Here is a 19,716-nt window from a genome sequence, read left to right as displayed (position 1 = left end):
GCCGCGGCAATAGCTGCGGTTTATTATACCCTTGACTATTTTCCTGTGTCGCTAACTTTGTGATTTCGGCGTTGTGGTTTTTCTAAGGTGCGCTGGAAGACAGGCGTGTATGAGGAACGAGTACTTGCCTTTGTGCGGCAGCGAGGCTGGCTGCGAAATGAAACCCGGCGCGTAGCGCGTGGTGCCATGCAGCAACCTGCCGCAGCTGCATGGCCTGTCCATCATAATTACATTACTTATTTGCCTTCACCTTTTCCAGCTTTTGCTTAGCCTCCTTTTGATCCTTTTCCGCCTGCGCTGCTACCGCTTCAGCAGCAATGACCGCCTGCTGTTTGGACATTGCTTTTTCGGCCATATCTATAAACCCCTTCGGGTCTTCCGCCAGCTTTGTATTGATGGTCTTCGCAACTTCTCGATACAATGCCCTAACGAGCCAGAAATTATAAGCTTCACGATTTAAGCGGTCATTTTGATGATAGAAATATAATGCTGTGCCGAATGATCCGGCTGTTATTATAAAACAAACCACCAAGCCAATGACCAGATTCTTCGACCAGGCACCTAAATGATGACTGTTTTTCACTCGAATGACTTTCGGTACCGTCGCTACAACATCTTTTAATTCATCAATGTGCTGTTGTATTTCTTGATCGTCATACCGCCTATTAGCTATTTCAATCTGCGCCGTGATCGTTTCCAATGTGCCCCTGTATTGTTCCAGAAAACTTTTTAAGAGTTCTGCTACACTGGTTTCCATCACACTGATCCTACCGGCAAACCCCTGGATCAGTTCTTCCATAATATTTACTTTCTCTTCTAATTCTTCATTTTGCATAACAATTCATTTTAATGTTCATTCTAATCGTTAATTTATCTACCTGCTTATACCCTGTGACTGGGAATGTTCCGCTTCATGCTTCTTCCGTTTTCTGCGTGCAATATCTGCGTCACCCATTGGGTCAGGTGGTCCGGCAACAAATTGTGGTTCCAGCAATGCTTCTAATATCCCTTTACCTACAATGGGATTATGTCTGTATTCCCCCTGAACGCTCTGCCTAATTGAATCACGCAGCTGGTTAGCAATAAATGGTTGATTTGCTTCCCTTGCCGCATGATACTGCTGTACCTGCTGGTTGCGGTTTAAAGTCGCATCTATGCGGGCAAAGCTCAAACTCCGGTCAATGGCGGAACCTTTCATTTTGATATTGCCTTTTGCAAAGGATATGCCCTGTACTTCATTGGTACCGCTGCGGAATTTATAATCAATGGTAATTCCCTGTCTGGCAAGCTGGGCTTCCAGCTGTTTCCAAGTCGTGGCTGTTTTCATGCCTGCTTTAATAGCATCATACAATTCATACCGGGTCTTTTCTTTGCCTTTTAGTGCCTGGCGGTTCACCAGATCTTTTCCTTCACCTATATGATAGCCGTATTTCAGGGTGATCTCCTTACAGGCTTTGACATTTTTAGCGAAGTTATTTTTATCGCTAATCGTTTTGCCGTTATTATCTACCCGGTTGTAGACCAAGTGAAGATGTGGATGAGCGCGGTCGCTGTGGCGAACGATTACATACTGTGTATCTCGGACAGCTACTTTTTCCATATACTCTTTCGCCCGCTCCACCATGATGTCATCACTTAATTTGCGCAAGTCTTCTTTGCTCCAACTGAGTACCAGGTGTCCAACTGCTTTCCCCAACTCAGGCCGCATTTTCCGTTGCAGGTTAAAGTCCTGAATGATAGCAGCTGCGTTCTGCATTCGTACTCCCTCGGCAGATAATATTTTAGCTTCCGGCTTATTCACCACATAGCGCACACACCCGCCAAAGCTTCTCCCGGTGATCGGCTTACCCATCATGGCTGCTAAGTTTTGTAATTAATTCTTCTACCTGTTTTAGTATGGTCTGGCATTTCATAGCAAGCGTAAAGAGGCCTGCCACATGCGCCAGATGGGTCAACTGGTTAAGGTTATTTGCTAACCCCGCCAGCATCCGGAACCAGCCGGTTTCCTCTACAGTGAAGCGCGGGAAAACCTTGGCATTTTTCGCAGCTCTTCGAAACCACTCACTGGGTTTCAGCCCGGCATTTTTTGCACGTCCCTCGATCAAAATTCTTTCTGTTGGGGTTAAGCGCACCATTAAAAAATCACTCCTCCTGATAGTCTTTTTCGGTCTTCCAGGTGTCCGCACTTTTGTTATTGTTTTATTTTCAGTAGTTGCTGTCATGTGTTCGTTTCGTTTTTCGAGGCTTTAAAAACCGACCAACGGGAGCGAGTTCCGAATCACCCCAGCGGGGTGGAATCGGGTTTTTGTGTAGCAAAAACATTAACTCGCTCCTTAAAATTCGAAAAATGGGCCGGTGATATATCCAGCTATCTGTATATACCCTGAATACCGCAAACCGGTATCCGTAATCCATACCGAAAATCGGCTTAGCGCCCAATTCCCCGGCTTCTTTCTTCCGGCGCTTTGCGCCGGATCTGCGGTTGTAAAGAAGCTTGTTTTTGTGAAGCCAGGTACTCGTTAATGTCGTTAAAGCCTTTGTAAAAACCGGATGCATCGGTGAAGCTGATACCGGCTGCCTGTAACTTTTCCATAGCTGCGATCCCAGCATTGTCATGGTTAAGCATCAGGAAAACTTTCGGGTAACTTTTCAAAATGGGCACCGCCTTTTCGGCCAATGCGACAGAATTCAGGATGATAAAATCCGATTGAGATTGAACGCCCTTCAATTGCAGAAGCGAAAGGAAATCAGTAAACCCTTCCAGCACAATGGCGGCTTTATGCACGCCATCAATAACGGTAATGTCCTTGGGAGATGATGCGCCTTTGAACCAGTTATTCCGCAGCTCGTAACCGCCCGAACGATTGGCAAAGCCAATGGCGAAATAAGGTTTCCCGCCGATGGTAAAATCAACCTCTTTGCAATAGCGGTCGGCGACTGCCGGATCAATCCCGCGCGATTCCAGGTAAGTGACCAAGGCTGGGTGACCAAGCGCTTTCACGCCAGTAATAATCACCGGGTTTTCCGGCTGGAGATCCGATTTTAGTGGCGTTTGCTGACGAAACGAAAAATCATGATTGCCATTATTTAAACGCTCCAGGAATTCCTCTACTGAACAATGGTGCATGCGTATGCCGAGGTCTATTAAATTGCCGCCGATCCCTTCGCCGAAATCCATCCAGGCATTCAGTTTAGTATTTACTTTGAATGAAGCGGTCTTTTCTTCCCGCAGCGGTGATAAGTACCAGTAGTTATGTCCTTTGATCCTTTGCGGCTGAATGTCGCATTGCTCCAGGTAATCTATGATAGGGAGCTCTTTTGCTGTTTTACAGTTATATCGTGTCATGTTGTAAAATCTAATGGGTTGTAATTAAATGATGCAGGAGCCAAACCATATGGGAGGGCTACCCTTGCTTTTATGATGAATGATGAGCTATACCTATAACTATTTATAAATAAATTATTTATACCCTCATCATCGCCTCATCATAGTTTTCTGCTTTGATGAGTTTGCTCATCGTGGTCATCATTGCTCATCGTACCTCATCAAACCATGATGAGCATGTAATGCACTGAAAAGCAATTTGATAATTGTATACTTAGCCCGACTCATCAAACTTTTGCCTCAGCCACTCCTCCGTAATGGTATAATACCTGCCTGTTTTGGCTACCGAAACCAATTCGTTGAGGTTATTATAGCAATAGGTTGAATAGCTTAAACTGTTCGGCACCGGTACAAGGCCCCATTCCTGTTGCATCAGTTGCGACACATCCTGCCGCGTCAGACGGGGCATGCTTTTTTTAAGCAGGTCCAGAATGTCCTTATTGGCAAAGCACATTTTTTGGCCGGGGTCATGCTCTTGGATTTCCTTGAGTAATAAAAGCAGTTCTGTTTCAAGCCGGTTACGGTTATTGCGCATCACGCGTAATAAAGCATCTGTTCGTATCTGCTGCTCGGAAAACCACATCCGGGTATTACCAACAGGCACCGATAAAGGCCGCTCTAATAAATGAAAAAGAAAAGCAGGAATCTCCGTGGTCATCTGTTCCAAAAGGCGAACATTTTCTTTTTCAAACACAGGTATCTTTCTTACCCAGTACCGGGTTTCCGTCGGTTCAATAACAATAAAATTGTACTCGTTATTGGAACAAAGGATGAACTTGCCAAAGAATTCCGTCTCGCGCTTATCCTTGCTTTTGGCTTCTACCTTGGATACTTTGGCGGTACTCAGGTTCTTGATCTTTTCCGAATCCTCCTTTTTATCCAGCAACACTTCCTCCACGCCTATGATCAGCGTATTCATCCAATCGGAATTGAACTGTGACCTGAAATCATGGTTTCCGTTAAAGGTCATATTGTTACCGAAGATGACTTTTAGCAGGTCTAGAAAAGTAGTCTTGCCTGTTTTTCGTTCTTTGGATACCAGGCAAAGAATCGGCAGTTTGATGACCGGCCGGGTATAGAGCAGGGTTATATAATCCAGTCCCAATTCACACTGCTCGCCAAAGATGTGACCCAAAAAGCCCAAAATGGTCTCACAGGAACCCGGCTCCGGTTTGAACTCCAAAGGATGATACTTGTTAAAATAGTTGCCGATGGTTTCCCGGTAATCAGTATGGCTGGGAACACAGCAATACGCATCGAACTTGCGGATTTTTTTGATCGCATCTGCACTCAAATCTTTTTTGAGTGTTTCCGATGACCAAAGCAGCCAACCGTCCGTATAGCCGCCGGTAACCATCGGTTGCCGGGTCCGTTTGTAATACGAGGTCTGTACGCGGATGTAACTGCCAGGTTGGTTTAGTGGAAAGAATTGATCAGCCATGGCCATACTTATTGTACAACGGCCTGCTGGCCGCTGCCGATCCATGCCAATAGTTTCTTACGGGAGAAAAGTAGCTTGCCTTCCACTTTACAAAATGGGATCTTTTTTCTTTTCACCAGCCCGTAGAGTGAAGTGACCTCATACTTGATCAGTACCGCGGCTTCTTTGGTATCCAGCAAGGTGTCGTCCTCGTTATCCGGGCGGGGCGGCTGTAAGTGTACCGCATTTCTGACAGATGACTCAATGAGCTCCTGAAGCTCTTGTGTCGATAGGGTAGTAACAAATGTTGCGTTCATAAATTAAAAAATTTGATGAACGCAAAAGAGTATGAAAATAACCCAACGTTAATGAACGAAGTTGAACGTAGTTAGGATTTGAGTATATAGGTCGGTACTTTTTTTAGGACTTTATACGCTTTTTTAGCGTAGCTGCCACTGCTTTTATGGACAAAATTGATGGCCGTATCTTTCTTCTTGGTCATGTTGCTTTTGATGTCGTTAACCGATTCGATGGTGTCAAAAGAAGAGAAGTTTGATTTCAATAGTTCACAATACAGTACCTGCGGCACTTTCACATACATGGTATTCAGCTTATAGGTGGCATGCATCAATAGGCATAACAGGTTTTGGTAGCCTGGTGCCATTTCGTAATACTGCGGTTCTGCTACCATCAACCAAAGCGGCTCCTGCCCCTCGGCTTCAAAAAGCCTGCCCAGCAGTTCTTTGATCTCTTTTTCGACAAAGAAAACCTGCGGTACCTGCATCAGCTGGCAAAGTTGTTTATCCAGTAGGGCGCACCATAACTCGAATATCGCGGTGGCCGGATATTTTAAAGGAATATATACAGGGGGATTTGTTGCTAATAATTGCGGTGTCAGGATTTCCGGCTCAGGTACTGGCGGAACAGCGTTCTGCACTTCCGCCTTCACTTCGGTTTCCTGCGGCTTTACAGCTTCCTGCTCCGGCATCTTTACAATTGGATAAACCTTGACAATAGGCGGTACCAGTTCTTGCTCCTTCAGGCCTTGCAGGTTTTTATACTCCTGGAAACCCCTTACCAGGTTGGCCTGCAGATAACCCAAAGCATATAGTACCTCGGGAATGGCGAAACCTTCAAAGTAAAGGTTGATATGGCAATAAGAAATAAAATCCCGCAGTGCCTCTTTTTTCTGATCCAGTGTTAAGGATAAATAGGTCTGGCCCAATTCTCTGTAAAACCTGTCGGTTCCCGCCAGGTACCCATTATAAAAAAGTGTGACCAGTTCGTTGGTATAATGTTCATCTATCGGCTGCTCATTATCCCTGATAATACGATTGGAGCCATAGAAGGTGTTTTTGAAAATGCGGGTAAGGTTGGGCTCACTGACATAAAACACCCTGTCATCCGGTAAATTTATGCGCTCGAAAGGAAAGTTCCGCTTATAGTTGAATTCATAGTCGTCCGGTTCAAACAGGCCGTCAACGGAAGAAATAAACGGGTATTTTCCATGATTGTCCGTATTGATCCCGGAGGCGGGATGAAATGCTTTTAGGTTTAAGAAATACATAAGGTAGCTTAAAGTTCTTCAAACGCCGGAATGTGGGAAATAGTTTTTGATAGGTTTATTTAAGTAATGGTAAGGCCGGAATTGTTTTAAGGTATGTTCTACACGCTGTGTAGAATTTTCAGTGACCAATGTGATTAACGATTGTAATCCCTCATTTAACCCTCGTTTAATCCCTCACTGCCCTAATTTACTCCCTCACGACATATTAGTTAGTTTTCTGATCAATATTATCCTGAAAAATAGTTCTATAGGCCGCTTCCATAGCGGTTATTTCCAATTCGGTGAGCTTAGAAAAATCTTTCCTTCTGCGATTGGGGAAAGCACCTTTATTCTGATGTAAAAACAAGATCATCAGGTTAATGTCCTTATCCGGCATATCAACAATGTTTTGCAGTTCGCTCTTTAATTCATCATAATGTTGTATAAATGCCAGTTCTTCCGGTATGTCCTGGCTGATCGTTTCCTGTATAGTCTGTGCTAAAAAGATACATTGTGTAGTCAAATCAGGGTATCGAAAATAACCTTCCACTTCCGCAGGATTGGTCACTTCCATTTCTCCATTTCCTTTTTTTGTATAATTGATCTGGTGAAGCAGTGGCTTTGAATAGTTTTCCAATACCTGGTCGTAGTCATGAATGTGGTTAAGCATGTGCGCAGACACCGGGATAATCAATCCATCAGGTACAATACCGTCCCTGACCAGCATATCATGGATTAAGAAACGATGTAAGCGGCCATTACCATCTTCAAAAGGGTGGATAAAAACGAAACCAAAAGAGATCAGCGTAGCCCTGACCACAGCATAGCCCCCCTCTGTTTTGTCGGCTACAGCCTTCAATCCATCCATTAGCGAGATTAAATATTGGGGTGGCGGGCAAATGTAATGAATGATTTCATCGCCGTATGGCAGGGACTGCCCGATATAATTCTGAAAGTCCCGGAACCCCGGAGCTGCAAACCTTGGATCGACTATAGAATTTTGCAGGGTGGTTAAACTTCCTTCATCCAGCATTTGTTCACTGGATTCCTTTCCTGCTTTCATCAACAAAGCGATAAACCTGTTCATCCGTTCGGGTGATGGCTTTTCCTTTTCAATTTCGTAAGAAGAACGGGTCTCCTTGCTGTAAAGGTAATTAGTGGCCCGCCTGAAAATATCAGGAGAATACTGTTGCTTTAATTGTTCAATCTGAACTTCGATATCCTCTTTTAGTAACTGATCCAATACCGGCGTCCTCCTAACTACCGGGCAAAATGAAACCGTACCCAATAAATTATTATTGATGCGCCAGCGGTTATTTTTTATGATACGGCCAGTGATATATTCGTCTTCATCTAAAAGATCGGTGTAGTTACCGGAGATCTGGTAAGGCAGGTCTAAGCTTAACCCCGTTAAAAACTCATATAAAAAGCCAATTTTCCTGGTGTACTTACCGGATGGTGATTGTCCAATAAACTCGATGATCTCAGCTGTGCCGATTTGAGTAAAGACTGCCTTCAGGAACGACAAATCCAAATCATCATATTTTAATGAAAATACAATGTGAGCTAACGGGGTGTTTTCTTCCGGTGCATATTTTTTTCCGTAGATTTGGTTAACGTCACCTTGTTGGTTGAGCTCTATTTTTTCATTATTGCCTACATAAGATTGATGTGTTAAGCGATGTTTTTTTAGACCGAACCGCTCGCGGAGCCATAAATTGCCAACAGGGATTAAATTCATACACTTTAAGCTTACGGTAAAATAGATTTTTATACTGTAATTTAATTATAATTATATAAATATACAGTAAAACAATTATATAGCCAATATTTTAATTAAAAACAGCTATAAGCTACAGTAATCCTGTACCAGGTTCAGTAAAATGATTACGAATGTCATGCAGTTACGGTAAAACGGCTATCTGATAGAAAAGGCAGGCCTAAAAGCCTTTTTACGGCATCTATAAAGCAGCATTAATCAATGCATCCAGTACAGGATCTCCGATGTCGTCAAGGTAAATGTCTGTTGTTTTTAAACTGTCATGCCCCATAGTTTGCCCTATGATTTCTTTTGATACCCCATTAGATCGTAAAATAGAAGCATAAGAATGCCTGGCTACATACGTTGTCACCGTTCTTTCTATACCTACCGATTTAGCGAGTTCCTTAATATCCCTGTTTACCCGTTTCAATATCTTTTGCTTACGAAACCTGATTGCTTTAGGGGTGTCGTGCCGTTTATATAGAATGGGAAATATATATCCTGCATCACTACTGCCATCAAGATTTTTGTAATGTTCAATAATTCGCAACGCTTGATCATGCAGTTTAAACCGAAAGTCTTCACCTGTTTTGGCTCTTGTATAGGATAATTCCCCCTCGCAAATATTGCCCCATTTTAGTTCAGCTAAGTCCGTGAAATTAAGTCCACGGCAATAAAAACTAAATAAAAAATAGTTCCTTGAATTAATAAGGGTGTCTTGATCTGCACCAATTTTAATATCAGCAATCAGATCAATTTGAGGTTTGGTTATAGCCCGCTTCTTCGTACGAGGGTTATTGTATTTGGCAAACGAAAAATCCTTAAAGGGGTAATGTTTTTCAGGGCATACTTTATCCTTTATCGCCATTTTCCATAAAGTCCTAAACGTCCTGAAATAAACGCTTCTTGTTGTTGCTGCGCAATTACGTTTTAACAAATCACCTTCAAACTTATTCAGAAAACTCAATTGAATATTTAGAAAGGGGTAATCTCGATTGCCGGTAAAGCGCTTCAGACATTTTTTTGTCGAGTCAAATGTTTCTGCGTACCCAAGCCTGTCCTGCTCTTTTAACCTATTGATTACTGTATCAAAATATTCCAGAAGATTTTGGCTCTTGATATCACGGTCGGTCACAGTCATTCTTAGGACGACGTTTTTCACATCATCAAAACTTACTATTTCTTGTTCTTCACCGGCATTTAAGAGAATCAAGTCTATCTTGCTGTTAATACTTTTAAGTAGGGGATTGATAGTTCGGTGGTCGGGATGACTTTTTCTTACGCTTTGAGCTTTTTCATCCCAGTTTTCAACGCTACTTGATTTTTTTGTAGTAACAAACTGGCTTTGCCTGTTTATAGTTATTCTTAGCATGATCGGATGTTCATCATTAGTGAGAATTTTGTTGTACCTTAGAATTAATTTAGTTGAAATTGACATAATGCAAGTGGTCGGTTTATGATAGTGCAAGTGGTCGTTTTTAGGTACAACATAGGTACAACATTCGTTGTCTAAGCATACTTAAATAAACTCAATAAAACTATATAACTATCTGTACATCACAAAAATAGGTATAAAAACAATGTCTTGCAAATAGTAAAAAAGGTCACTATGGAGGCATGGCATGCAAGAGGTCATCGGTTCGACTCCGATATTCTCCACAACTTAAAAAGTACTTACAATTTGTAAGTGCTTTTTTGTTTTACAGGTTATTGGAAACAAGTTCGCCGTTGGGCCAGTTAAATTTATGCCTGGTAATTGCTACAGCAAAGGGAGTAAATTTCCTCATCCTCATATGCTGGGCTCGAGCCCCTTCATTTACCTTTTATGGGCAAGAGATTCGCGCCATTCACTTTGGCTGTTCGACGTTTTAGATTTTAAAAAGTGATTTTTTCAGGAAACATCCAGTTAATTAATCTTGTTTTATCGTAACTAATTTATTTACAGTATTTAATATTGAATTAGCATGGGTCGTAGGTTAATAATACTGCTTTCTTTTTGACTTTATATAAGACCTCGGGCTGATTTCGAATAAGTTTCGACAGGTCAAACTAATTACTTAGTTTAGTGCATTAAATAGCCGTTTAAGTCGATGAAACATTTATTACTTGTCTTATATTTTCTTATTTTTTCCAATTTATTGATTGCACAAACTCCGGCTCAAAATTCTTTTAAAACAGCAATGGAAATTATGGATAAGCAACCAGAAAATTATCTTGCGCCTTTAAAAGCAATTAGAAAAATTAAAGTTGATACTGCGGAAAAAGGAGGATTGAATATTTGGCTCCAAGCTATGATGACCTACTATTCATTTTTAGAGGATTATCCTCAACTTCTTTTTTACAGCGATTTCAGATTTAAAGATCAGATAAATACTGAAAAAGTGGTTTATGATACTGCCTTTGTCAGACAACATACTTTTGTTGACGCTTCCGATTACATAACAGCTCGGGCGAATCTAAGCCAGGTAACTATGATTAATGAAGCGCATCATTTACCATATCACCGGGCATTTATGTTGAGCATGCTGAAAAGATTTTATGATTGCGGTTATCGCTATTTGGCAATAGAAGCGTTGGAGGACTCGCTTATTAACAGCAAAAAGTACCCTGACTATAATACCGGATATTATATCCATGAGCCACTTTTTGGAGAATTATTACGTCAAGCCAAGAAAATAGGGTTTATAATGATTCCTTACGATCCGCAAGAAGATTGCAATCAAGAAAGTGAAGATCCTAATTATTGTAACCGGTTCAGAGATTCCCTGATGGCTCTTAATTTAGTAAGAATATTAAATAAAGAACCAAAAGCAAAGTTATTAGTATATGCAGGTTATGACCACATTCATAAAGGAAGCAGCAATAGCTGGAAAAAAATGGCACAATATTTTAAAGAGTTTTCGGGCATTGATCCTTTTACTGTGGACTTGACTCAACAGGTTGAACATCTATATCCACAGCTTGAAGAAAAAGAGTTTATTTCCGTAAACAAATTTAGAAATATTCAACAGCCCGTAATTGCCCTCCAAGGCAACAATGCCTGGCATGGCAAATATGTAGATGCAACAGTGATATTTCCTATATACAATATAAAGAATACGCGATCAACTTTTCTCAGTATCGCGGGCTTAAGAAAACCATACAAATTGAATAATTATAAATTAAAACGTAATCAACTTGTACAAGCTTTTTATAGTAATGAAATACAAGGAAATCGAATTCCTGCGGATCAATTATTAATTAAAAACGGGAATAATGTTCTGTTTTTATTTAAAGGTAAATATGTTTTAGACATCAAGAATAGCGAAGGTATACTATTAAAGAGACGCAATATAATTATTAACTAATAATTACATTGGATTATTAATTGCTGCCGGGAGCTTCCGACCAAAAAGAATTTAAACCTTTTTGCGTTTACATCTTACTTTTAATTTTCTTTCAGGTAAACCTCAAAATCCGATTCGATATCTTTTAACATCAAACGACGTTCTTCCCAAAACGCGGTTGTTTTATCCATTGGATGTGCATATAAGATGTTAAAATTATTCTTTAAGAATTTTTACAAAACTCCTATTTCAATCAATTCGTCTGCAAAATGGTTCGAGTTTTGCTCCGTCATTGGCCCAACAGCCTCTTATGAAAATGGGAACTTTTTGGGTTAGCCTATTATAATTTATTCTTAGGGTGGGTTTATTTATAATCCCCATTTAAAATTGCAATTGCTTCAAGATTAACCTCGTCTTCGATTTCCATTTTTGATGGAAATTTAGCGATTCGTTCAATTTCACTTAATAAAGTAGGGTCTGTTGTATCTCGCGCAAGGTTTATCAATATCCAAAGTTCCCACATCCCATCATTTGTTCTTAATATCTCAATTATTTCAGGAATTATTTTGTCTGCAAATGGTTTCAAAATATCTGCAATTGGCCGACCAATTGGCCAGTTCATATCTTGCATCCACTCTAACAATTCAGGAATAATGGGCTTTAATTGTTCAAATGAAAGCTTCTTAAGATCGGCAATCACTTTTTGATCATGTTTATGTTTGGGTATAAGTTCTTTAATGTCCGTATAGTGTGTCATCAAAATAAATCTACAAAATAAATCGCTTCGTCCCAAGGTGAATATATCTAAGAATAAAAAATGGCCGATCTTAATCAATTCTTTAATAAAGTGGTTCAGATTAAACGCTGTTATCAATTCGCAATTTTAATATCGTTTCAATCTCATTTCATCACCATACAAATCCTTAATTTACTTTTTAATAAATTTGTTTAAACCAACCACCGCAGCAATGGAACATAACGCTAAATCATTAAGGCCGTTTATAGGCGCCAGGGATTTTAACCTGTCAAGAAGTTTTTACCGCGATCTGGGTTTTGAGGAGGTAGTTTTATCTGATGCTATGTCGGTTTTTAAAACCGGACAAATGGCCTTTTACCTGCAAAACGCTTATGTAAAAGATTGGATTGATAATACAATGCTATTTTTAGAAGTAGACGATGTAGACAGGTATTGGACCCAACTTGTGGCCCTAAACCTTCCCGATAAATATGAAGGCGTCCGTTTAACACCCATCAGGGTAGAGGCCTGGGGCAAGGAATGTTTCCTGCATGATCCATCGGGCATATTGTGGCATTTCGGTCAGTTTTTTTGAAGAAGCCGGTGAGGCTATACGGAAACCTGCATATATTAATACAGGAGCAGTAAATCAAGGGTATGTTTGCCGAAAAAAAAATAATTTCAGAAATTTCTTGATTTGTAAAAATATTGTTGTATCATTGTGCCATGAAAACAACAACAATACAATGTTTTATACCGCAACCGATTTATCGGAGGGGATAGCTTTGTATTGAATAAAATATTATAAAATACTTGAATCCTCTTAGAAAATCTAAGGGGATTTTTTGTTTTAGGCAGAAATTTCAGGGTAGTATATCAATTGGTCAGATTACCTGCTTTGGGAGCAGGAGGCTCCCGGTTCGAGTCCGGGTTACCCTACTGTAAATGAAGGAAATATAGCTCAATTGGTTAGAGCAGCACCCTTATACGGTGTCGGTTAAAGGTTCAATTCCTTTTATTTCCACTGTTATAATTTCCTATGGTGCAACGGTAGCACGTCTGATTCTGGATCAGAAGATCGTGGTTCAAATCCATGTAGGAAAACGGGTTGACCGGATGCGCCGGTGGGTGTTTTTGAAGTTAATAATTGTACCTAAACCTGCTGTGGCCGGGAGGGGTGAGGTATGTGAATTAATAAAGAATTTTCTTTATTAATGAGGTTTGAATGAAAGGAGAATTAGCAAACATGGTGTATGCGCCGGACTGAAAATTCGAATATCCGGGATCGTTACCCGGGTTCTCCACAAAAAATAAAAATGGTCGGTTGCCCGAGTGGTCTAAGGGAGTCCTCTGCAAAAGGATTATTCGCAAGTTCGAATCTTGTACCGACCTCAAATCACCCACCGCAAGCCTATGGGCTTGCGGTGGCGGCAAGAATGCGCAACTTTTGTTAATTGAGTTTTCATTATCACTTAAACAGGTAAAAGCTTAACTTCGGCTAAATCTAAACAAAATGAAAATATTGTTAATGCTGGCGTTGCTTTGCGGCCTGCCTTATTGTTTAAAAGCGCAAGACCCAACCCTCGGGAAAACCAAGGAACAAATAAGGGCGCTTATAAAGCCAAACTCTGGTATTAAGCTGTCAGCCGGCGAAAGTAGTGACACTCTTTCTATGGATGGCGGATTGCAAACGGTAATGTATTACAAAAACAATATTTGCTACACATCAAAAAGTGTTATGCCTTTAAAGTACATAGATTATGTAACAAAAAAGATGACAGCCGACTCCTATAAAAAAGTGAGTGACAGTGTTTGGCTAACCTCAAGCGGCAAAATAAAGGTTGAAATTACCGTTGATAAAAACAGGCAACAATTTTTTGTAAAAACATCTTTAGCCGGAGCCGGTAACCCTGATTAAGTTGCACTAAGTGTTTGTTATCACCATAAAACCTAATCAAACAAAAAAGGCATCCCCAAAAGGATGCCTTTTTTAATAATTACTATATGTGCTGATTACAGGATCAGGATCAATACTAAAATAATAATGATGATGGCACCTACAGAAAGGTAAATACCGCCGCCGCCCATGGCATTAGCTTCGTGTTTTAAACCTTTAAGTTCGGTACGCAGTTCTTTACGTTCCTCTTTTGTAAGGTCTGATTTTTTCATCGCTTTAATTTCATTAACGCGGGCCTTAATTTCCTCAATACGGGCTTGTTTCTGCTCGTCGGTCATGGTGGCAATGGTTTCCTTGCTTAAAGGAGTAAGCGCGTCTGTGTTTACAGATGCACGGCTGGTTAATGCCGTAAACGAAAGCAATACGGTAAGGGCGATTAGATAAATTTTAGTTTTCATAGGATTAGCTTTTAGTTGTTTTGTAATAGTTGTTTTAGTGGTAATATTAAAACCGATAAAAATGTTTTAATACCCGCTCAAATTTTTATGAAAAACTAACTTAAAGCGATATAAAGTACGGCGCCTCAAACACATGGCCGGCATGTAAAGATAGTATTGCCTCTTTTTTGCTGATATCTTTTTGCTGGCCTTCGGTATCGGCGCAGCCCAGCCAGGGCTCAATACAAACAAAATCGGCACCGGGTTTTGCCCACAGGCCCACGTAGTTAAAATGCGGAAACTCAACCGCCAGGGATTGATCGTGCCTGTCGCTTTTTATGGTTACCATTCTGGAAGTGAGCTTTTTTAGCACCAGCGCGTCGCCATCAAAAAGGTGGCGGGTAAGGTATAGCCTGTTGCCGGGTGTGGGTACGGGATGATTTTCGCCGGTAAAAAAACCATCTGCCGAAAGTTGTTCGGCCTTCAAATGCTCGTCGGTTTCAAACTCCAGGTAGTAATCTTCATAACGTTCGCCTTTGTTAAACGGTACGTTAAAGGCGGGGTGACCGCCAACAGAAAAGTATATGGTTTTTTTATCAAGGTTGATAACCTTATACGTTATCCGCAATGAATTATCTATGAGCGTATATAAAACCTGGTAATCAAATTTAAAGGGGTACACCTTCAGCGTATTTTCGCAATAGGGGAGCGAGAAACTTGCCGATACCTCATCGGCCTCCAGCACAATAAACTCCGACTGCCGGGCAAAACCGTGCCTGCCCATGGGGTACTTGTTGCCATCAACCACAAGTTCATTATTGATGAGGCCACCGACAATTGGGAACAGGTTTGGGGCGTGCCAGGGCCATACGCTTGCATCGGCCTGCCACATGTGTTCAACGCCGGTTTCTTTGTTGTAGAATGAACTTAACTGGGCACCTTTTGAGCTGATGGATACCTTTATCTGGTCGTTTTCTAATACGGTCATGAGGATGTGCTGTTTGGTAGGTATTAACTGAATTTATGATGAGTCAAATTACAGAAATATTTTTGTGATAAAACATAAAATTAGGAGGGATTGTTTTGGGGGGCTGGTTAGGCGCACGCGGCACGCGTGCGGGGGGCGAAGCTTGGCAAAGGCGCTACTTATTCAACAAGGGAGATTATCATCGAAATAATCATATTGCACGACAAATATAATTTTAGTTAACTTGCATTAAGTCAATCCAAATATGTCGAAAGCTTTTTTATCTCATTCTAGCACGCAAAAGCCACTAATTGAAAATATCTATAAAAGATTAGGAAAAGATAATTGCATTATCGATAAATATAATTTCGAACCAGGGACGCCGACATTAAATTCTATTATTGAGGGTATTGAAAAAACAGATTTATTTGTAATTTTTTTATCGGATGATTCTTTGAATTCAGAGTGGGTTAAATATGAAATTGAGTATGCAAAAAATCTCAAAAGCTTAGAATTATTTAATAGAATATTGATATTTCTTGTAGACCTCACTATCGATCATACAGATAAACGTATCCCTGATTGGCTAACTGAAAAATATAATTTGAAACACGTAACAGATCCTATTTTACTATATAAAAAAATAGATTCTAAACTGAGAGATATATCAATAGAAAACCATCCCTATGTAAAGAAGAAAGAGGAAATATTTATAGGTAGAAATGGGTTAATGGAAGAATTTGAACAGAAATATTATAATCTAGAAAACATTAAACCTTCTGCGATAATCGCATCTGGTTTTGAAGAAGTTGGAAGAAGAAAATTTGTTAAACATGCATTGGATAAAGTTGAAAAGCTAAATAAATATCACAATCCGATTAGCTTTTTGCTTGACTCTCGAGATAGTATTGAAGATTTTATACTCAGAATTGAAGATTTAAACTCAATTCATCCTGATGAAACTCTTAAAAAAATTAACAATTTAGAACTTTCCGAAAAAATAGCATTTGCGATTGCCCTTGTGTTAAGATTCAAAGAAAATAATGAAATTCTATTTATAATTGATAAAGGCTGTATCGTTCAACCAAATAAAAAAATAGCAGATTGGTTTCTTGAAATTATTCTTGATGAAAGATTCTACAATAATACTGTTATATGTCTGATCTCGACTTTTAGACCAAACACAAGTTTGATCCGTAAATTTTTTAATTTAATTTCATTTCATGTCAATGAACTAACTCCAATAGATAGACAAATCCTTTTTTTGAAATATTGTGAACTGTTTGATTTACAACCCGATAAAGCTGAAACAGAAAAAATATTGGGAGTTTTAAATGGTATGCCAGGGCAAGTATTTCATTGTGTGAGAATGATAAGTGACGAAGGCTTGATAAATACGATCAATAAGTTAGACGAAATAAAGAAGCATAACGACATAAAAGTTTTTCAAATAATTTCAGCTATCAAAGATGAAGGATTACTTTTCTATAATCTATTAATTTTTATTGCTCGATTTGAATTTGTTAGTTATGATTTTTTATATAAAATATTTTCAAGGAATGATTCCGTTGAAGAAGCTTTAGATAAATTGTTCATATATGGTGTTTTTGATAGAATTGGTATTAACAAAGAGTATATCCAACCACATCACGCGATTAGTGAGTATATTAAGAGAGCAAAATTTCAAATTGATTCTGAGACTCGACTCAAATTAAGGAAGCAAATTAATTTATTATTAAATGATAGTAATGAGTATCCCGATATTTCTCAAATATTAATTACCATTAAAATTTTGATTCAAACCAATCAATCTATACCCGAAAGGTATTTTATTCCCTCTTTTGTTTTAAGAACAATCATAGATCATTATTATGAAAATAAATATGATCAGGTAAATATTTTGGCTCAAAAAATGATTGCTAACCATTTGAAACACGACCCCGCAATCATTAGAGAGATAAGATATTGGTATTGCATGTCAATTAGTCGCAAGTCTTTTGAAAGGTCAGAAGATATATTTTATGAAAATCTTAGAGAGTTTGAAAAAGGTGATTACTATTTTCTCCTCGGTTTTCATAAAAGGATTCAAAAGAAATTCCCTGAAGCTGAAGAAAACTTCCGCGACGCTTTAAGATTTGATGAAAATTCTCAAAAGACAAAAAGAGAGTTGGTCAATGTTTTGCTTAGCCAAAACAGATATCCCGAAGCATTGGAGTTCGCAAAGGCTAATTATTCAAAGAATAAATTAAGTGCTTTTCATATTCAAGGTTATTTTATGTGTTTAGTTCGAAAAAGAATTTTGTTTGAAGAAGATAAAATTATTCTAAACGAACTCATGAATAACATTCATATTAGCCATGATTTTAAAGCAAAAGAACTCTATCACACAATGAGAGGCGAGTATGAATATTTTGTAAATAAAAACTTGCCAAACTCAATCAAAATTTTGAAAGAAGCAATTAATATTAGTGAGTTTAAACATTACCCAAGAAAAGCCCTTTTAGAGGTATATAATAAGTCAGACTTTAGGATTGAAGAAGCGAAATTGAAAAGAGATATGGACAATCAATCTGATAAATTTATATACGAAGATTAATTACTTTCATTAATCAACTCTCCCCTCGCTGGCGCACGCGTGCTGCATGTGCTTTTTCGGCAACAATTTTATGATGAAAACATTTCGGCAGTACGATTTGCCGCTTATTATTATAAAAATAACTCAACAGATCAGCAGTTGATTAACAACATTTAAATAATATTAATCAATATTCAGTAGCCCCAATGTCAACATTAGTAGCAGAGCGCTTTGTACCATAATAATCAAAAGTTATACCGTAAGCTAATCCGTTTGCTCCTTTATTGATGAGCGGAGATGACGAAAGTAAATGAAAATTCCCTGTAGCATAATTGACAAACTTACAGGTGTTTACATCTTTACTTAAATAATTATTTGACGAAGTAAGCTTAACACTCGTGCTTTTCCTAATAACGGAAAGGCCCGATGCCGATTGTATAATAACGTTATTAATAACGGTATTCATAGGTATAGTTTCCGAATTTAATTTTATTCCGCCTAAAACGGAAGCTACGATGGTATTATTGATAAATTGAAAATATGGACCGGGTGTGTATCTTGAATCCGCAAAAATACCGTACCCCTTTGAATTTAAAATGTAATTATTATACACTACGTTATCCCCAAGTCCGAGTACAATTATTCCATTTCCCGGTGCATTTTTTATAAGGTTATTATAGCATCTACCGCCGGTGCCTTCTCCTATCTGAATCCCGTTATCCTGGTAGGCTGAAAAAGGAGATATCCCCGGATTTTTGACAGTATTACTAAAGATCAGGCAGCCTGAAATAGCGCTGCCTACCTGTATCCCTTCAGATCCGGTGGAATCAATAAGGTTTCTGTATATTTTAACATTTATTACATCGTGCGGTAAAACCTTGCCGCAGGACAGGGAAACACCATCGGCATAAAACGAGTTTCCTACATAAAAACCTTCTCCACCGGTTTTGTGAACATAATTATCATGCAGAACTACGTTGCGCATAGTGAAATGGCCGCGCCAGGTAGCAACGTCACAAGAGGGATCTGTTTTTGCCATGATACCGGCAAACCCGCTATTATGTACCTCAACGTTGCTGATCTCAAAATCCGAACTCAGATCATCCATCGTCATGCCAATGTTGCCGCCGCTCACTTCAAAGCCATACTTAATAGAGGGAACACCATTTCCCAATATTTTAAAATACTGGCAATTCTGGGTTTTAAAGGCGTAGGAGGCCGTAACCGCAGTTGAAAAAGTCACTTTACCGCCGCTGTTTACAATGATAATGGGTGCTGCAACTGTTCCTTTAAAATTCTTGAGCAACAAAGCACCTCTTTTTCCAGCCGGGATAAATATGGTAGATCCGGCCGGTATCTTTGCTCCATCAACCATCCATTCTGAAGGCTTAACAATATAGGTAACTTTACTAACCGCCTCGGTTTTCAAATTTAAAGTATCGGTGCTCAAGCCCGAAGCAGAATTAAGAGGTTGTTCAATTTTATTTGAATCCTTGGTACACATTGCAAAGGATGATGTAACCAATAGCCCAATTATTAGGCGTATCAGGTATTTTTTATTTTTCATATTTAAAGTGCCCTAAAACAAATTTGGATTCAAATAGCCGTGTTTTTCACATTATTTACTTCAACACCCCACTTTTGTACGGTGCCCACATCAATATT

17 protein-coding genes and 4 tRNA genes are annotated in these 19,716 nt (G+C 39.3%); 8 read left to right on the top strand and 13 right to left on the bottom strand.

What is annotated here, in order from left to right; genetic code table 11:
* Positions 1-232 precede the first annotated feature (232 nt).
* The 9 genes from BLS59_RS14340 to BLS59_RS14300 all read right to left on the bottom strand — a co-directional run bounded on the left by BLS59_RS14340 (position 233) and on the right by BLS59_RS14300 (position 9,551).
* Positions 233-835 carry a hypothetical protein gene (locus BLS59_RS14340; protein ID WP_091149979.1) on the bottom strand — a complete coding sequence of 201 codons (603 nt, stop codon included), beginning with the start codon at positions 833-835 and terminating at the stop codon, positions 233-235.
* A 39-nt stretch (positions 836-874) separates the two neighbouring features.
* Positions 875-1,855, bottom strand: coding sequence for a relaxase/mobilization nuclease domain-containing protein (locus BLS59_RS14335; protein ID WP_091149978.1), 981 nt, complete (start codon positions 1,853-1,855; stop codon positions 875-877).
* Positions 1,845-2,222, bottom strand: coding sequence for a plasmid mobilization protein (locus BLS59_RS14330; RefSeq protein WP_091149977.1), 378 nt, complete (start codon positions 2,220-2,222; stop codon positions 1,845-1,847). Before BLS59_RS14330 ends, BLS59_RS14335 begins: the two co-directional genes overlap by 11 nt.
* Before the next feature lie 206 nt (positions 2,223-2,428).
* Complete coding sequence (locus BLS59_RS14325; protein ID WP_091149976.1) at positions 2,429-3,346, bottom strand: toprim domain-containing protein; 918 nt, start codon at positions 3,344-3,346, stop codon at positions 2,429-2,431.
* 253 nt (positions 3,347-3,599) lie between these two features.
* On the bottom strand, positions 3,600-4,826 hold the full coding sequence (locus BLS59_RS14320; RefSeq protein WP_143014131.1) for a primase-helicase family protein: 1,227 nt from the start codon (positions 4,824-4,826) through the stop codon (positions 3,600-3,602).
* Between the two features lie 8 nt (positions 4,827-4,834).
* The gene (locus BLS59_RS14315; protein ID WP_091149974.1) at positions 4,835-5,122 is read right to left on the bottom strand and encodes a helix-turn-helix domain-containing protein; all 288 of its coding nucleotides are present in this window, start codon (positions 5,120-5,122) and stop codon (positions 4,835-4,837) included.
* Between the two features lie 71 nt (positions 5,123-5,193).
* Positions 5,194-6,372 carry a hypothetical protein gene (locus tag BLS59_RS14310; protein ID WP_091149973.1) on the bottom strand — a complete coding sequence of 393 codons (1,179 nt, stop codon included), beginning with the start codon at positions 6,370-6,372 and terminating at the stop codon, positions 5,194-5,196.
* 205 nt (positions 6,373-6,577) lie between these two features.
* Positions 6,578-8,092, bottom strand: a complete 1,515-nt coding sequence (locus BLS59_RS14305; RefSeq protein ID WP_091149972.1) for a Fic family protein — start codon at positions 8,090-8,092, stop codon at positions 6,578-6,580.
* A gap of 220 nt (positions 8,093-8,312) precedes the next feature.
* Positions 8,313-9,551 carry a site-specific integrase gene (locus BLS59_RS14300; protein ID WP_091149971.1) on the bottom strand — a complete coding sequence of 413 codons (1,239 nt, stop codon included), beginning with the start codon at positions 9,549-9,551 and terminating at the stop codon, positions 8,313-8,315.
* Between the two features lie 652 nt (positions 9,552-10,203).
* On the opposite strand from BLS59_RS14300, the gene BLS59_RS14295 reads away from it, so the two are divergent.
* The gene (locus BLS59_RS14295; protein WP_091149970.1) at positions 10,204-11,460 is read left to right on the top strand and encodes a hypothetical protein; all 1,257 of its coding nucleotides are present in this window, start codon (positions 10,204-10,206) and stop codon (positions 11,458-11,460) included.
* A 343-nt stretch (positions 11,461-11,803) separates the two neighbouring features.
* On the opposite strand, the gene BLS59_RS14290 is transcribed toward BLS59_RS14295, so the two are convergent.
* On the bottom strand, positions 11,804-12,313 hold the full coding sequence (locus BLS59_RS14290) for a DUF5071 domain-containing protein (RefSeq protein ID WP_143014130.1): 510 nt from the start codon (positions 12,311-12,313) through the stop codon (positions 11,804-11,806).
* A 94-nt stretch (positions 12,314-12,407) separates the two neighbouring features.
* On the opposite strand from BLS59_RS14290, the gene BLS59_RS14285 reads away from it, so the two are divergent.
* The 6 genes from BLS59_RS14285 (at position 12,408) to BLS59_RS14260 (ending at position 14,093) form a co-directional block, all read left to right on the top strand.
* Positions 12,408-12,770: a VOC family protein gene (locus BLS59_RS14285; protein WP_091149968.1), complete on the top strand. Its 363-nt coding sequence runs from the start codon at positions 12,408-12,410 to the stop codon at positions 12,768-12,770.
* 270 nt (positions 12,771-13,040) lie between these two features.
* Positions 13,041-13,114: transfer RNA gene (locus BLS59_RS14280), tRNA-Pro, on the top strand.
* An 11-nt stretch (positions 13,115-13,125) separates the two neighbouring features.
* Positions 13,126-13,199: transfer RNA gene (locus BLS59_RS14275), tRNA-Ile, on the top strand.
* 9 nt (positions 13,200-13,208) lie between these two features.
* Positions 13,209-13,279: transfer RNA gene (locus tag BLS59_RS14270), tRNA-Gln, on the top strand.
* A gap of 214 nt (positions 13,280-13,493) precedes the next feature.
* Positions 13,494-13,567: transfer RNA gene (locus tag BLS59_RS14265), tRNA-Cys, on the top strand.
* 121 nt (positions 13,568-13,688) lie between these two features.
* On the top strand, positions 13,689-14,093 hold the full coding sequence (locus BLS59_RS14260; protein ID WP_091149967.1) for a hypothetical protein: 405 nt from the start codon (positions 13,689-13,691) through the stop codon (positions 14,091-14,093).
* Positions 14,094-14,188: 95 nt separating this feature from the next.
* Here the strand turns inward: BLS59_RS14260 and BLS59_RS14255 are convergent, their stop codons facing one another.
* Positions 14,189-14,530: a hypothetical protein gene (locus BLS59_RS14255; protein WP_091149966.1), complete on the bottom strand. Its 342-nt coding sequence runs from the start codon at positions 14,528-14,530 to the stop codon at positions 14,189-14,191.
* A gap of 100 nt (positions 14,531-14,630) precedes the next feature.
* Positions 14,631-15,497, bottom strand: coding sequence for an aldose 1-epimerase family protein (locus tag BLS59_RS14250; RefSeq protein WP_091149965.1), 867 nt, complete (start codon positions 15,495-15,497; stop codon positions 14,631-14,633).
* 244 nt (positions 15,498-15,741) lie between these two features.
* On the opposite strand from BLS59_RS14250, the gene BLS59_RS14245 reads away from it, so the two are divergent.
* The gene (locus BLS59_RS14245; protein WP_091149964.1) at positions 15,742-18,072 is read left to right on the top strand and encodes a toll/interleukin-1 receptor domain-containing protein; all 2,331 of its coding nucleotides are present in this window, start codon (positions 15,742-15,744) and stop codon (positions 18,070-18,072) included.
* Positions 18,073-18,238: 166 nt separating this feature from the next.
* On the opposite strand, the gene BLS59_RS14240 is transcribed toward BLS59_RS14245, so the two are convergent.
* Positions 18,239-19,618, bottom strand: coding sequence for a right-handed parallel beta-helix repeat-containing protein (locus BLS59_RS14240; RefSeq protein WP_091149963.1), 1,380 nt, complete (start codon positions 19,616-19,618; stop codon positions 18,239-18,241).
* Positions 19,619-19,716 lie beyond the last annotated feature (98 nt).

This window comes from Mucilaginibacter pineti (assembly GCF_900101875.1).
In the GTDB taxonomy this organism is placed as follows: domain Bacteria; phylum Bacteroidota; class Bacteroidia; order Sphingobacteriales; family Sphingobacteriaceae; genus Mucilaginibacter; species Mucilaginibacter pineti.
The sequence above is the reverse complement of the archived record's forward strand: the minus strand, read 5'-3'. Positions and strand labels throughout refer to the sequence as shown.

Coding starts and splice junctions, on each gene's coding strand:
- BLS59_RS14260 (WP_091149967.1), top strand. CDS start 13,689: ATGAAAATATTGTTAATGCTGGCGTTGCTTTGCGGCCTGCCTTATTGT.
- BLS59_RS14240 (WP_091149963.1), bottom strand. CDS start 19,618: ATGAAAAATAAAAAATACCTGATACGCCTAATAATTGGGCTATTGGTT.
- BLS59_RS14305 (WP_091149972.1), bottom strand. CDS start 8,092: ATGAATTTAATCCCTGTTGGCAATTTATGGCTCCGCGAGCGGTTCGGT.
- BLS59_RS14335 (WP_091149978.1), bottom strand. CDS start 1,855: ATGATGGGTAAGCCGATCACCGGGAGAAGCTTTGGCGGGTGTGTGCGC.
- BLS59_RS14315 (WP_091149974.1), bottom strand. CDS start 5,122: ATGAACGCAACATTTGTTACTACCCTATCGACACAAGAGCTTCAGGAG.
- BLS59_RS14320 (WP_143014131.1), bottom strand. CDS start 4,826: ATGGCTGATCAATTCTTTCCACTAAACCAACCTGGCAGTTACATCCGC.
- BLS59_RS14300 (WP_091149971.1), bottom strand. CDS start 9,551: ATGTCAATTTCAACTAAATTAATTCTAAGGTACAACAAAATTCTCACT.
- BLS59_RS14325 (WP_091149976.1), bottom strand. CDS start 3,346: ATGACACGATATAACTGTAAAACAGCAAAAGAGCTCCCTATCATAGAT.
- BLS59_RS14255 (WP_091149966.1), bottom strand. CDS start 14,530: ATGAAAACTAAAATTTATCTAATCGCCCTTACCGTATTGCTTTCGTTT.
- BLS59_RS14340 (WP_091149979.1), bottom strand. CDS start 835: ATGCAAAATGAAGAATTAGAAGAGAAAGTAAATATTATGGAAGAACTG.
- BLS59_RS14330 (WP_091149977.1), bottom strand. CDS start 2,222: ATGACAGCAACTACTGAAAATAAAACAATAACAAAAGTGCGGACACCT.
- BLS59_RS14250 (WP_091149965.1), bottom strand. CDS start 15,497: ATGACCGTATTAGAAAACGACCAGATAAAGGTATCCATCAGCTCAAAA.
- BLS59_RS14245 (WP_091149964.1), top strand. CDS start 15,742: ATGTCGAAAGCTTTTTTATCTCATTCTAGCACGCAAAAGCCACTAATT.
- BLS59_RS14285 (WP_091149968.1), top strand. CDS start 12,408: ATGGAACATAACGCTAAATCATTAAGGCCGTTTATAGGCGCCAGGGAT.
- BLS59_RS14295 (WP_091149970.1), top strand. CDS start 10,204: ATGAAACATTTATTACTTGTCTTATATTTTCTTATTTTTTCCAATTTA.
- BLS59_RS14310 (WP_091149973.1), bottom strand. CDS start 6,372: ATGTATTTCTTAAACCTAAAAGCATTTCATCCCGCCTCCGGGATCAAT.